At 44.5% G+C, this 13,900-nt stretch carries 6 protein-coding genes, 2 tRNA genes, 2 rRNA genes and 1 pseudogene; 10 read left to right on the plus strand and 1 reads right to left on the minus strand.

Features of this window, described 5'->3' with window-relative positions:
- The first annotated feature begins 334 nt into the window (after positions 1-334).
- The 4 genes from CRECT_RS00860 (at position 335) to rrf (ending at position 5,415) form a co-directional block, all read left to right on the plus strand.
- A tRNA-Ile gene (locus CRECT_RS00860) sits at positions 335-411 on the plus strand.
- 312 nt (positions 412-723) lie between these two features.
- Positions 724-799 (plus strand) — tRNA-Ala (locus CRECT_RS00865).
- A 674-nt stretch (positions 800-1,473) separates the two neighbouring features.
- Positions 1,474-4,963, plus strand: a 23S ribosomal RNA gene (locus CRECT_RS00870).
- Between the two features lie 332 nt (positions 4,964-5,295).
- A 5S ribosomal RNA gene (gene rrf / locus CRECT_RS00875) occupies positions 5,296-5,415 on the plus strand.
- A gap of 265 nt (positions 5,416-5,680) precedes the next feature.
- Here rrf and CRECT_RS00880 read toward each other — a convergent pair.
- Positions 5,681-5,998 (minus strand): annotated as a pseudogene (locus CRECT_RS00880) (IS1595 family transposase); the annotation flags it as partial.
- A gap of 737 nt (positions 5,999-6,735) precedes the next feature.
- On the opposite strand from CRECT_RS00880, the gene CRECT_RS00885 reads away from it, so the two are divergent.
- From CRECT_RS00885 to CRECT_RS00910, 6 genes are all read left to right on the plus strand, one after another.
- Positions 6,736-7,332 (plus strand): CDP-alcohol phosphatidyltransferase family protein, encoded by a 597-nt coding sequence (locus CRECT_RS00885; RefSeq protein WP_039888898.1) that lies wholly within the window; start codon positions 6,736-6,738, stop codon positions 7,330-7,332.
- Between the two features lie 1,007 nt (positions 7,333-8,339).
- Positions 8,340-8,978, plus strand: coding sequence for a lysophospholipid acyltransferase family protein (locus CRECT_RS00890; RefSeq protein ID WP_039888242.1), 639 nt, complete (start codon positions 8,340-8,342; stop codon positions 8,976-8,978).
- The gene (locus CRECT_RS00895) at positions 8,959-10,116 is read left to right on the plus strand and encodes a hypothetical protein (protein WP_004319750.1); all 1,158 of its coding nucleotides are present in this window, start codon (positions 8,959-8,961) and stop codon (positions 10,114-10,116) included. Before CRECT_RS00890 ends, CRECT_RS00895 begins: the two co-directional genes overlap by 20 nt.
- A complete protein-coding gene (locus tag CRECT_RS00900; RefSeq protein WP_004319768.1) occupies positions 10,113-11,042 on the plus strand; it encodes a phosphatidate cytidylyltransferase in 930 nt (309 codons plus the stop codon). The genes CRECT_RS00895 and CRECT_RS00900 overlap by 4 nt, the downstream gene beginning before the upstream one ends.
- Positions 11,043-11,049: 7 nt before the next feature.
- Positions 11,050-11,604, plus strand: a complete 555-nt coding sequence (locus CRECT_RS00905) for a DUF1287 domain-containing protein (protein ID WP_004319729.1) — start codon at positions 11,050-11,052, stop codon at positions 11,602-11,604.
- A gap of 38 nt (positions 11,605-11,642) precedes the next feature.
- Positions 11,643-13,682: a bifunctional alpha/beta hydrolase/class I SAM-dependent methyltransferase gene (locus tag CRECT_RS00910; protein ID WP_004319725.1), complete on the plus strand. Its 2,040-nt coding sequence runs from the start codon at positions 11,643-11,645 to the stop codon at positions 13,680-13,682.
- Positions 13,683-13,900 lie beyond the last annotated feature (218 nt).

Raw genomic sequence — 13,900 nt, forward strand, 5'->3', positions numbered from 1 at the left:
CGTTAAAGAAGATTAAAAGTATATCTACTCAATCGATCCTTGTTTAGTTTTGAAAGATTGACGATAAAACTTATAAATTTTATCTTTGATTTTTTAGGTTATTGGATTTTAGATTATCTTTACGATTATCTAAATTTGATAAAAATAAAGAGATAAAGTATTGTAGGCTGTTTTTTAACTATCGATAAGTTAATTTTTAGCCGATGCGAAGTTGTTTTTATTTTTAGACGAGGAAAAGCGACCGAGCGATAAGGAGCGTATATATAATACTATAATACGTGACGCAGTCGCGACCGAGCTTTGACGAAGTATAAAATAAAAAGAACGAGTAGAGGGGCCTATAGCTCAGCTGGTTAGAGTGCACCCCTGATAAGGGTGAGGTCACAAGTTCAAGTCTTGTTAGGCCCACCAGAGTTAATCTTTTATAAGCTTTTTTACTAGGCTTGTCAAGATATGGCGAAGTAGTCTTTATTTTAGACGAGGAAGTTTTTAATGAAGCAAGGGAGTTATCATATGGATAATGACCGAAGCTGAATTAAAAACAGACGAAGTATAAAATAAAAAGAACGAGCCATAATTGGGGAATTAGCTCAGCCAGGAGTCCTGCTTTGCACATTAAAAAGCAAACTGCTTTGCTTTTTAGGATTTTTCGTTGTGAGCTTAAGCGAACCGAAAAATACGCTGTGTGCGATAAATCGGTTTTATCCTGCTAGGCGAGTAATTGGGGAATTAGCTCAGCTGGGAGAGCGCCTGCTTTGCACGCAGGAGGTCAGCGGTTCGATCCCGCTATTCTCCACCATAATTAGTTTAACATAATAGATAAAGTTTAATTAGAGAACTTTTTACTCAAGCTTTCTAATTAGACTTTAGGAAACGACCATTCTTTCTAAATTTACGAAATTGCGTAAGCAATTTTGTGCTTTAGGTGGGTCTTCTGCTTGCAGCTACGAGTGTAGCGAAGTAGAGGGAGCGAAGCTCCTTGTCGCAAGCTTGGCTTTGCCAAGCTGAGAAGTCTAAACGTTATTTAATTTATCATTGTTAAAAGTCACAATCAAGTTTTAATAAATAAAACAATTTTACAGGACTTGTTAAAGATTTAAAGATCTTGCTTATTTGCTTAATGCAGAAGTTTGACGTCACAAGATATCATAGGATTTAAAACTTACCTGGGTATTAGTCAATGCTTTCCGTCTTAAAAGTAAGAGATTTAAATTTCGTAATAGATCTGAATTTGAGACTTCGTTATGAAATCTTAAATTTAATAGTTACCTTTAACAAGGAAGTGATGCGAATTAGAATATATTAATCTAATAACTTCTCTATCCGATTACCGCTTAAGTTTAAATTTTAGAGCAATCTAATATTTAAGCTATACGGCGCTTCCGAAAGAAGCGCTGTGCTTTAGGTGGGTCGAGGGAGCGCTTGCGCTTCCCGTCGGAGCAAGAGCTTTGCTCTTGCGAGAAGTACTAAAAAAGGTAAGCTACTAAGAGTAAGTGGTGGATGCCTTGGCTAGTAGAGGCGATGAAAGACGTGCCAGGCTGCGATAAGTCTCGGGGAGCCGTCAAGGGGCTTTGATCCGGGAATTTCTGAATGGGGCAACCCAGTTAAGCGCGAGCTTAACTACCTAATATGGAGCGAACGAGGGGAATTGAAACATCTTAGTACCCTCAGGAAAAGAAATCAAAAGAGATTACGCCAGTAGCGGCGAGCGAACGCGTAAGAGGGCAAACCGTTAGTTTACTAACGGGGTTGTAGGACTGCGATATAGACTAAACTTAGCTAATAGAATAATCTGGAAAGATTAAGCATAGAGGGTGATACTCCCGTATATGAAAGCTTTGTTTTACTTAGCGGTATCCTGAGTAGGGCGGAACACGTGATATTCTGTCTGAAGCCGGGTCGACCACGATCCAACCCTAAATACTACTACTAGACCGATAGCGCACAAGTACCGTGAGGGAAAGGTGAAAAGAACTGAGGTGATCAGAGTGAAATAGAACCTGAAACCATTTACTTACAATCATTCAGAGCACTATGTGGGTCTGTTTGAATATTAAAGACGGCTTGTCTTTTGAGCGTTTTTAAATGAGTTCGTATTTTTCTCAATCGACAGCCTATATGGCTAGTCTCAATCGAAAAATACTTCACAACATTTAAATCCGTCTCAAAATACCGCGCCTTTAGGGCGGTATCTATCTTGTTTTTATAATTTTTATAAATTATCGAATTAAATTTAAAATTTTAAAAGTAAAGAGAAATAAAACTCCTAAAATTAAAATTTCAAACCGTAGATTAAATTTAATAAATAGATTAAATTTAAAATTTAAAACGAACAAGATAAGACAATCCAAGATTAGTATTGAAACAGATCCACAGTGTGATGGACTGCCTTTTGCATAATGAGCCTGCGAGTTGTGGTGTCTGGCGAGGTTAAGGAAACCCGGAGCCGTAGCGAAAGCGAGTCTTAATAGGGCGTTTAGTCAGATGCTGCAGACCCGAAACGATGTGATCTATCCATGAGCAGGTTGAAGCCGGTGTAAGAGCCGGTGGAGGACCCAACCCGCTGGCGTTGAAAAGCCATGGGATGACTTGTGGATAGGGGTGAAAGGTCAATCAAACATCGTGATAGCTGGTTCTCTCCGAAATATATTTAGGTATAGCGTCATGTAGTAACACTAGGGGGTAGAGCACTGAATGGGCTAGGGCATACACCAATGTACCAAACCCTATCAAACTCCGAATACCTAGTGCGTAATCATGGCAGTCAGGCGGCGAGTGATAAAATCCGTCGTCGAGAGGGGAACAACCCAGACTAACAGCTAAGGTCCCTAAATCTCATTTAAGTGGAAAACGATGTGAAGTTACTTAAACAACCAGGAGGTTGGCTTAGAAGCAGCCATCCTTTAAAGAAAGCGTAATAGCTCACTGGTCTAGTGATTTTGCGCGGAAAATATAACGGGGCTAAAATGAGTACCGAAGCTTTAGATAGTGTCTATGATTATTTATACTAGCTTGTCTCTTTGGCATCTTTAAATGAGTTTGTATTTTTCTCAATCGACAGCCTATATGGCTAGTCTCAATCGAAAAATACTTCACAACATTTAAATCTGCTCAAAGATACTTCGCTTTTTGCATTCAAATTTGAATGCAACGTCTTAATCTAAATTTAGAAATTTCAAATTTCTTAGAATTTTAAAATTTAGCAACAAAAGCAAAAAGACAAGCCTAAGTAAAGTATAAATACTCATAGACACTGTGGTAGGAGAGCGTTGCATTCAGCGTCGAAGGTGTACCGATAAGGAGCGCTGGAGCGAATGCAAGTGAGCATGCAGGCATGAGTAGCGATAATTGGGGTGAGAATCCCCAACGCCGTAAACCCAAGGTTTCCTACGCGATGCTCGTCATCGTAGGGTTAGCCGGGTCCTAAGCAAAGTCCGAAAGGGGTATGCGATGGAAAATTGGTTAATATTCCAATGCCAACTATAATGTGCGATGGAAGGACGCTTAGAGTTAGAGGAGCCAGCGGATGGTAGTGCTGGTCGAAAGGTGTAGGTTAAGATCCAGGCAAATCCGGATCTTTTTAAGCCCAGACCCCACAGGCACACAAAGTTCTTCGGAACAGCGTGTGAATCCTTGATACTGTCGAGCCAAGAAAAGTTTCTAAGTTTAGTTATAGTTGCCCGTACCGTAAACCGACACAGGTGGGTGGGATGAGTATTCTAAGGCGCGTGGAAGAACTCTCTTCAAGGAACTCTGCAAAATAGCACCGTATCTTCGGTATAAGGTGTGCCTAGCTTCGTTAAGAATTTACTTCGTAAGCGAAGAAGGTTACAACAAAGAGTCCCTCCCGACTGTTTACCAAAAACACAGCACTCTGCTAACTCGTAAGAGGATGTATAGGGTGTGACGCCTGCCCGGTGCTCGAAGGTTAATTGATGACGTTAGCTCTGCGAAGCGTTTGATCGAAGCCCGAGTAAACGGCGGCCGTAACTATAACGGTCCTAAGGTAGCGAAATTCCTTGTCGATTAAATATCGACCTGCATGAATGGCGTAACGAGATGGGAGCTGTCTCGAAGAGGGATCCAGTGAAATTGTAGTGGAGGTGAAAATTCCTCCTACCCGCGGCAAGACGGAAAGACCCCGTGGACCTTTACTACAGCTTGACACTGCTACTTGGATAAAGATGCGCAGGATAGGTGGGAGGCTTTGATTCGTAGATCTCGGTTTACGATGAGCCATTGTTGAGATACCACCCTTCTTTATTCGGGTAGCTAACTAGCCTAAGTTATCCTTAGGTAGGACAATGTCTGGTGGGTAGTTTGACTGGGGCGGTCGCCTCCCAAAATGTAACGGAGGCTTACAAAGGTTGGCTCAAAGCGGTTGGAAATCGCTTGTAGAGTATAAAGGCAAAAGCCAGCTTAACTGCGAGACATACACGTCGAGCAGAGACGAAAGTCGGTCTTAGTGATCCGGTGGTTCTGTGTGGAAGGGCCATCGCTCAAAGGATAAAAGGTACCCCGGGGATAACAGGCTGATCTCCCCCAAGAGCTCACATCGACGGGGAGGTTTGGCACCTCGATGTCGGCTCATCGCATCCTGGGGCTGGAGCAGGTCCCAAGGGTATGGCTGTTCGCCATTTAAAGCGGTACGCGAGCTGGGTTCAGAACGTCGTGAGACAGTTCGGTCCCTATCTGCCGTGGGCGCAAGAAGATTGAGGAGAGTTGACCCTAGTACGAGAGGACCGGGTTGAACCGACCACTGGTGTACCAGTTATCCTGCCAAGGGTAGCGCTGGGTAGCTATGTCGGGATGAGATAACCGCTGAAAGCATCTAAGCAGGAAGCCAACTCCAAGATGAATCTTCTTTTAAGAGCTCTTATAGACTATAAGTTTGATAGGCCGGGTGTGTAATGGATGAAAGTCCTTTAGCTGACCGGTACTAATAGCTCGTCTGCTTATCTTTTAATAAGCATCACTTCCTTGTTAAGGGTAAAATTGATTCCTATTTTTCTACTATGCTTCGTTAAACTTCGCTACAGACTTCGGTCACATACTGTATGTATGCTCCCTCGTCTTTGCTCGTTTGTCTTGCTTAGCGAAAAACTAGTTCTCAATTTAATAAAATAGTAAAATTTACTATGATCCTTACCAAGACCTTGTTTTTAATTAAAACAAGATTTGACTTTTAACAATTAAATAGCAGTGTTAAAGAAGCTAACAAGCTTATAAGTAAGCAAATAAAACTTTAGCTTTAAATTTGAAATATAAAAATATAAAGTTGGTTTCTTTAACACTGCCCGTGACTATACAGACGAGGAAACGCCTTGCTCCATCTCGAACCAAGAAGCTAAGCTCGTCCTGGCTGATGATACTCTCCCTTACTGGGATGAAAGGAAAAGTAGGTCGTTGCGGGCTTTGTTTATTTACGCTTTTATTCTATCTATGCTTTGCTTTACATCTCTTAGTTTATTTGCTTATCTGTTTTTTATTGGCTCAACGGAACTTAAGCGGATTTTCTCTTATCATCTTTAGTAAAATATGATAGAAAGTTTTTGTATCTTTACTGTTATTATATCTAAACTCTACTTCGCTACACTCGTAGCTTTTCAAGACGTAGTAACGAGCGGTCCCTAGCCATTAGGCGACGGTAGCTAGCGAAGCGACGCTAAGCGAAGTTAAGCACCGGTGTTTTATTTGCTGCGCCTCTACCTCTTTTTTCTCTTACTCTTTTAGATCTGAAGTAACTTTCATCAATTTCAAAGCGAAGCTTCTAGGCGGGTTTGGAAATCTCACCACTAAATTTACTTATCTTTTCACACTCTTTAGACATTAAAACTCTAATGCTTTTTAAAATCTTATTAATGGAAATTCTAGAAATTCCGGTTAAATTTGCTATTTTAGTAGCCTCTATATCTTCTGCAAAATACTTGAGAATTTCCCTAAATTTCTTCTCTGAAATTCGGGAACGGACTATATGCTTGTTTTTTAACTTTGCCACGCTCGTTACTTTTCAAAAACATAGTTCTCATAGTAACTTACTGCTCCTTTGTGCGAGCTTAAGTTAAAGAGAGCCTATTCTTTTAAATGAAGCAAATTTTATGAGAAAGAAATTTTAGGGTTAAATCTTAACGCCGGAGATATTTAAAATAAAGCCAAATTTAAATAACGAGTCTAAGATAAGGATTAGAATTTGATCGCAGAGCCGCTAAATTTGATCCCGAAAGAATCAAGTTAAATGCAGATAAAAGCCGTATCAAACAAGCAAAAAAGGCTATGTTACAGCAAAGAGTCCGAACTACCGCTCGTGGTATTAGCGCGGTAAAAACAAGAGACAAAGGGCGCCTGGTATAAGTGTCCTACCTGCAAGAAATAAACAAACCCGGGTCCAACCATAATAACTCAAAATATAAGTAGTGCGGCTTGATATATCATATCTCATCGTCGGCAAAAAATAGAGCAAAAAAGATAAAAGTAAAATTTAAGAATCAAATTTGAAAATGCGGATGCAAGCGCAATATTTTTTGCCTTTATATTAGTCAAATTTAAGAAGTATGGATGGGGTAAAATGGCAAATTTTACTTAAAAATACAGATATCCGGCAAATAACGATGTCTCGAAACGTAAAATACTATTTTTACTTGTTTTTAGTGTTTTTAAGATGCGCTCAAGCTATTATTAAACTTTATTCAAGTATTTTTAGAGGAAAATGCTAAAAATAAAACTGTTTGGAGTGTTATGAGCATCTACGAGTTAAAACCCAAATTCCAAAACCTGCTTCGTCCGCTAGCAAGACGTCTTTATAGCGCCGGCGTTACGGCAAATCAAGTCACGCTCATAGCTTGCATTCTCTCTATTTTATTAGGTATGCTACTTGCTAAATTCGCCGAAGTTTCCACTCTATTTTTTCTACTGCCTATTTGGATGTTTTTACGTATGGCGCTAAATGCTATCGACGGTATGCTGGCTCGTGAGTTTAATCAAAAAACACCGCTTGGAGGCTATCTGAACGAAGCTACCGACGTCATCTCGGACACTGCGCTTTATTTGCCGTTTGCTTTTGTAGCTCCATTTGGGTGGGGTATTATCGCGCTCGTTATTTTTCTATCTTTTATGAGCGAGTTTTTAGGTGTCCTAGGTCAGGTACACGGTAGTAGCAGGCGATATGACGGGCCTATGGGTAAGAGCGACCGCGCATTCGTATTCGGGTTCATCGCTACTATATATGCGGTATTAGGTCAGCTGCCTATATGGTTTAGCTGGGCGCTTTACATAGTGGCGTTTTTACTTGCGCTTACCTGCATAAACCGAGTAAGGATGGGTTTAAGGGGGTAGGTTGGTGAAGTGCGCGATGCGCGAAAGATAAATTTTAGAAATGAATTAAATAGTGCAAGACTTAGAGCGAAGCATTTGTGCCACGCAAGTGTAAATTTATGTATAGGTGCGCCAAAAATAAATAATCAAACGATTACAAGGATATTAAATTTAGCGTAGTTTGCAGCGTCCAAATTTGAGTTTAAGCGGCTTTTAAAACACCAATTATATTTAGGCGATAAACAACAAATTTCAATCCATATACAAATAAAATCTTTAATAAAAATAGCTGAAAAAGCGGCGGATGCGGCAAAATTTTGGTATAAATATAGCCAAATTCATAGGCTGTAAAAACTAGTCAAATTTAAAATCGCGACTCGCGGTAGCTACACAAAAAATAACTAAATTTGACGAACGGGTCAAATCTGTAAATCTATCGTTAAGCATTTTTATTATGGCGCGAGTTGATTGATATTGCGTTTTCATTGAGCAAAGAACACGCAATGCCTGCGCTATAAAACGAAATTTACGCGTTGGTTTGCGCATTTGCTCATAGCTACGCAAATAATCCCGCGGCCGATACTAAGCGACACGGGCTAAATCTGTTTAAATTTGATATAATTTCAAGGCATGCGTTTGCTTTAGCGTAAGGCGTTGCAAGGTTGTTAAATTTAGGCAAGCCTCAGTAAATAAATTTAAAGAAACGGCAAGTGCGAACGAAATTTAGCCTAAGTCTCGCGCAAGTTTTAAATTTACCGTAAGCATCAAATTTGCCCGGTCTTAAATTTAGAAAGCAGCCGGCAGACGAATAATCAAATAAGCGCTAGAAAGCGGCAAGTTTAAGGCAAACAAATGCGCTCTTGCTCCGATTGAGGCAAGATGTTTTGGTAAGAGTGATAGCGCAAGAGATATAAAGCGGCCTTGCTAGGGCCGAGCAAACTAAAAGGTAAAAGCGTCGAATTTAACGAATGCAGGTCAAATTTGACGCTCCAAACAAGACAAATTTAATAAAAGCAAAAAGGAAAAATATGAAAGAGTTTTTAGCCGCGGCGCTTGATTTTATCCTTTGCCGTATCACGATATTTATCACGGGCGTACGGCCGCCGCAGGAGCTTTTAAACATCGGCGACGGAACTAAAATTTACTACGCGAATCACGCTAGTCACGGCGATTTTTTGCTGATTTTCGTCTCGCTGCCATATCGCGTGAGAAAGCGCGTGCGTCCCGTCGCGGCGGCGGAGTATTGGCAGGGCGGGCCCGTGCGTAGGTTTCTTGCTAAAAACGTGTTTAACATGGTGCTAATCAGCCGCCGTAAAGACCCGCTGGAGGCACTGACGCAAATGAGCGAGGCGCTACGGACGCACTCTCTCATTATCTTTCCCGAAGGCACGCGCAAGATGAACGACGACCTCGCGCTGCAGCCTTTTAAAAGCGGGATATTTCGTCTGGCGCAGCAGTGTCCTGACGTCCCGCTAGTGCCCGTATGGATCAAAAATGCGCGCAACGTCCTGCCTAAGGGCTTTTTCGTGCCTATCCCGCTGCTTTGTGAGCTGATCGTGGGCGAGGAGATATTTTACGGCGGCGAGGGCAAGGGCGAGTTTTTACAAAAGGCGCAAGACGCGCTGCTAGCGATGAGCGAGACGCAAAATGACAAGACGAAAGCCTAGCGCGGCGGCTTTGGCTGCGGGGGTAAATTTGAGCCGGGCAAACCCGTCAAGCGTGCGAGAAAATTCGGCCGATATTTTTTGCGACAGCTTGGGGCTTGGAGATAAAATTTGTAGCACTCATCGCAAAGAATTCGGGCGTGAGATAAAGCGGTCAAACGAGCGAGGTGAATTTGCGACCGATTTTTACGGTAAATTTGACGGCGAGCTCTTTAAGTCGGCGGCTAAAAACATCAAATTTAAAAACGAATCGTCGGCTAAAATACTTGGCGCATTGCAAGCTAAATTTAGCCTAATCGCAAGTTTAAAGCGCGAGCCTTTCTTGCTAAAAAAATTAACGAAGCAAGCCGTCCGAACCGCAAAACAAGCGCTTCAAGAAGTGAAATTTTCGGGCTCAGCGAGCTCTAAAATTGCGGCACGCGCAGCAAAAAATAGCGGCATGCTTGCTAAATTTAACGCAAACTTATTACAAAACAGGCAAGCGCGGCGTTTGATTTTGTCAAAATTTGACGAAATTTTTAAAAAATCGGCGACCGACATTTGCGTAGAGTTTTGTAAATTTGTAAAAAGCTCGGCGCGCCAAATTCGGCTTTTTCCAAGTAGCAAGCTATACCTCGGAGCCAAAGCTCGCAATGCCAAAAAGAGCCGAAATCAAAAACTTGCAAGGGCGAATGTTGCAAATTTACCCAAATGCACGGACGAAAAAGCGAGCCTTCGGAGCCCCAAATTTCAAAACAAAAAATCGGCGCGCTTTTTCACGAAAAATGCCGCTAACGGCTTTTTGTTTTTAGCTTTTACGGCTCCGTCCCACTCGCTTGTCAAATTTCGGCAAAACTCGGCGCGCCAAATTCGGCTTTTTTTGAGCGCCAAACCTAGTCTAACCGCAGCCAAAGCGGACGAAAACCAAAACGCCAAATCAAATCAAAGCACGGATAAAGCCTTCAAAATAGTCCAAACTCCAAGCGTCGGGCCCTCAAAAGCGGCCTTTGCAAATTTACTCAAATATGCAAAAACAAATGTCCTAAATTTACCCAAACGCCAAACGCACGCAAAAACAAGCCGCGCAAATTTGACTCGCTCGGAGAGCTCCGAAACAGATGTCAAATTTAGCTTCAAATTTAACCGAAAGGCACTAAAATGAACCCACAAAATCATATATTAAATCTATTTTTAGGACTCATCGCGGTGCTAGTCGTCTCTAGCGCCATTGCCTTTATCCTAAAGGCGAAATTCGGCGCCGAAAACAAAACCATCTCAAATTTGACCTCGCGCATAAACGCCTGGTGGGCGATGATTTTGGTCATTTTTGCGTTTACGTATATGGGCAAAAACGCCGTGATATTTTTGTTTTTGCTCGTGTCTTTTGCCGCATTGCGCGAGTTTTTGTCGCTCATCTACATCCGCAGGGGCGATCACATCGCGCTAGTGGCGTGTTTTTACGTGATTTTGCCCGTGCAGTATATTTTTATCTATGCCGATTGGTACGCGATGGCGATGATATTTATCCCGGTTTACGGATTTTTATTTTTGCCGATTTTGGCGGCTATTTGCGGCGATGCGGCATACTTTTTAGAGCGCTCGACGAAGATCCAGTGGGCGCTGATGATCTGCGTGTTTTGTATCTCGCACATCCCCGCACTTCTTTTGCTGGATCTTGAGCGCGGTAACGGCATGGAGCTGATGCTGTTTTTGATCATAGTCGTGCAATCTAGCGACGTACTGCAGTACGTCTGGGGCAAGCTTTTTGGTAAGCGCAAGATCGCGCCTAGCATCAGTCCGTCTAAGACCGTGGTCGGTTTTGCGGGAGGGGTTCTTAGCGCTAGCGCGCTGGCCGCGTGCCTACATCATCTCACGCCTTTTGGCGCTGCGGGGGCGTTTTTTATCGGGCTTGCCGTTTGTATGATGGGCTTTTTAGGAGGGCTTGTTATGTCTGCGATCAAGCGCGATCTGGGCGTCAAGGACTGGGGCTACATGATCAGCGGGCACGGCGGGATGCTTGACCGCATGGACTCGCTGTGCTTTGCGGCGCCGATATTTTTTCACATAGTTAGATATTTTTACGCGTGAGGTTTTGATGAAAATTTGGAGCAAAATTTTACTTTTAGCGCTCGCGGCGAATTTTGCCTTTGCATTTTCGGCCGAAAAGCTCGTGCAAGACGCTAGAGCGCAGGTCGGACAGACGCTGTTTTACGATCCTTCGTACGAGAGGCTAGCCTATCCGATGGGCGACGTGGATATGATAAGAGGCGTTTGCACCGGCGTCGTAGTTAGGGCGCTGCGCGGGCAGGATATCGATCTGCAGCGGCTCATTCACGAGGATATGAGCGCAAATTTTAGCGCCTATCCAAAAAACTGGGGCGCGAAAAAGACCGACAAAAATATCGATCATCGCCGCGTACCAAACATCGCCACCTACCTAAAACGCAAGGGTTACGAGGCGAAGGGCGAGTTTAAAGCCGGTGATATCGTGACGTGGCGGCTGGATAACGGCAGGCCGCATATCGGCATAGTTTCGGATAAATTTGTCGCCGGCAAAACCCCGCTCGTGATCCACAACATCGGGCTTGGCGCGCAGGAGGAGGATGTGCTAAATGTTTACGAGATAACGGGACACTTTAGGATAAAATAAGTAGAAAAATCAATAAATTTAAGCGAGAAAGGCGAAAAATGGAGTTTAAAGAGAGCTATTTTATAACAAGCGACGGCGCGAAGATATTTTACAGATACCGCCTGGCTGCGGACGTAGCGTGCGAAAACCAGGGCGCAAATGAAGTAAATTTGAGCGAGGACGGCAAATTTGACGAGTCAAATTTAAGCGCCGGGGCCGCAAACGAAACGTCAAATTTGACTATCGAGCAAGCAGGCGGTGCGGATGAAAATGCGGAGCCAAATTTTGGCGGCGAGGGTAAATTTGAGGAGCAAAATTTACCAAACGGCGGCGAAAACTTGGACTCAAATTTAAATGAAGCTAGCAAATGCGGCGCGTCAAATTTGAGCGAGAAAGAGCTGGCTGAAAACGCCGAGCAAAATCTCAAATTTAAAGCCGCGCCAAACGCCAAAGCCGTAGCGATATTTCACCGCGGACACGAGCACTCTGGCAGGACGACGCACGTAGCGGACGGGCTAGCGGACGAGAGTTTGAGCTATTTTGCCTGGGATCAGCGCGGACACGGCAGGAGCGAGGGCGAGCGGGGCGACGCGCCGAGTATCGGCCGCCTCATCGCCGACGTGGACGAGTTTGTGGCGCACATCGAGCAGAGATTTGGCTTTGAGACGCAAAATCTAGCCGTGATAGCCCAGAGCGTGGGCGCCGTGCTGGTCTCGGCGTGGCTGCACGACTACGCTCCGCGCGTTCGCTGCGCGGTGCTGGCTAGTCCTGCGTTTAGCGTGAAGCTTTACGTGCCGTTTGCTAGAGCGGGACTAAAAGCGCTCTACTGCGCCCGCGGAAATTTTTTCGTAAACAGCTACGTCAAGGCGCACTATCTCACGCACGACAAACAGCGCCAGGCTAGCTACGACGCCGATGCGCTCATCACTCGCGCGATCTCGGTGCGCATACTGCTTGGGCTTTACGAGGCGGCGCAGCGCGTGGTTTCGGACGCCGCCGCTATCACGACGCCTACGCTACTGCTGGTTTCAGGCGATGATTGGGTCGTAGAGCATGCCCCGCAGCACGAGTTTTACAACGCTCTTGGCGCGCGCGTAAAAAGGCGCGAGATTTTAGAGGGATTTTACCACGATACGCTGGGCGAAAGCGAGCGGGAGAGGGCGTTTGAGATAGTGCGCGAGTTTGTCGGCGAGCGCTTTAGAGCGCCTTTTAGCGAAGTAGACTGCACGCATGCGGACGAATACGGCTTTAGCCGCGAGGAGGCCGATAGGCTAGCTACGCCGCTACCGAGATTTAGCCTGAAAAATTTGCGATTTAAATTTCAGCGGATATTTATGCAGGCGGTTTCGCCGTGGGTCGGCGGGCTAAAGATCGGCGAAAATACCGGCTACGATAGCGGCAGTACGCTTGATTACGTTTACCGAAACGAACCGCAAGGGGCGAATAAATTTTTTAAATTTATCGACAAATTTTACCTAAACGCCATCGGCTGGCGCGGTATCAGAGAGCGCAAACGAAATATCAAGCTAGCTATCGATCAAGCCGTGGCAAATCTGCAGGAGCGAGGCGAGCCGCTACGACTGCTCGATATCGCCTCGGGACACGGCAGATACATACTGGACGCCGCGCAGGGGCATAAATTTGAGCGCATAACGCTGCGCGACTACAGCGACATAAACGTAAAAGCCGGTAGCGAAATGATAAAGGAGCGCGGGCTGCAGGACGTCGCGAGCTTCACGCAGGCAAACGCCTTTGACGCCGCTAGCTACGAGGGTCTGCAGGACGCATATACGCTTGGCGTCGTGTCAGGGCTGTTTGAGCTCTTCCCGGATAACTCGGTCGTGCGCACCGCGCTACAAGGCTTTTCAAGCAGCGTAAGAAGCGGCGGCTACCTCATCTATACCAATCAGCCGTGGCATCCGCAGCTTGAGATGATCGCGCGCGCTCTATCTAGCCACAGGCAGGGCGCTGCGTGGATCATGCGCCGCCGCAGCCAGGCCGAGATGGATCAGCTCGTAGCAAATGCGGGATTTAAAAAAGTAAGAGAGTGGATAGATGGGGATGGGATATTTAGCGTGAGTTTAGCTGTTAAAATTTAGCCTTTTGCGGCTTGTCTCGCGAGTGCTTTTAAATGATTTCGTAAATTTCGCCCTGCGACAGACTACATTGTCTAGTCTTGGGACGAAATTTACTTCAAAACATTTAAAATCACCTCACGATACTTCGCCTTAACTTTTTATGTTCAAATTTGAAGTCAAATTTTGCTCGCCGAGACCTGTACCCCAAAAATGCTAAACTAAAAAACGTGCGGCGCGGT

The organism is Campylobacter rectus, assembly GCF_004803795.1.
In the GTDB taxonomy this organism is placed as follows: domain Bacteria; phylum Campylobacterota; class Campylobacteria; order Campylobacterales; family Campylobacteraceae; genus Campylobacter_A; species Campylobacter_A rectus.

What these genes read in the sequence shown, in the direction of transcription:
- CRECT_RS00885 (WP_039888898.1), top strand. Translation starts at nt 6,736, where the DNA reads ATGAGCATCTACGAGTTAAAACCCAAATTCCAAAACCTGCTTCGTCCG.
- CRECT_RS00890 (WP_039888242.1), top strand. Translation starts at nt 8,340, where the DNA reads ATGAAAGAGTTTTTAGCCGCGGCGCTTGATTTTATCCTTTGCCGTATC.
- CRECT_RS00895 (WP_004319750.1), top strand. Translation starts at nt 8,959, where the DNA reads ATGACAAGACGAAAGCCTAGCGCGGCGGCTTTGGCTGCGGGGGTAAAT.
- CRECT_RS00900 (WP_004319768.1), top strand. Translation starts at nt 10,113, where the DNA reads ATGAACCCACAAAATCATATATTAAATCTATTTTTAGGACTCATCGCG.
- CRECT_RS00905 (WP_004319729.1), top strand. Translation starts at nt 11,050, where the DNA reads ATGAAAATTTGGAGCAAAATTTTACTTTTAGCGCTCGCGGCGAATTTT.
- CRECT_RS00910 (WP_004319725.1), top strand. Translation starts at nt 11,643, where the DNA reads ATGGAGTTTAAAGAGAGCTATTTTATAACAAGCGACGGCGCGAAGATA.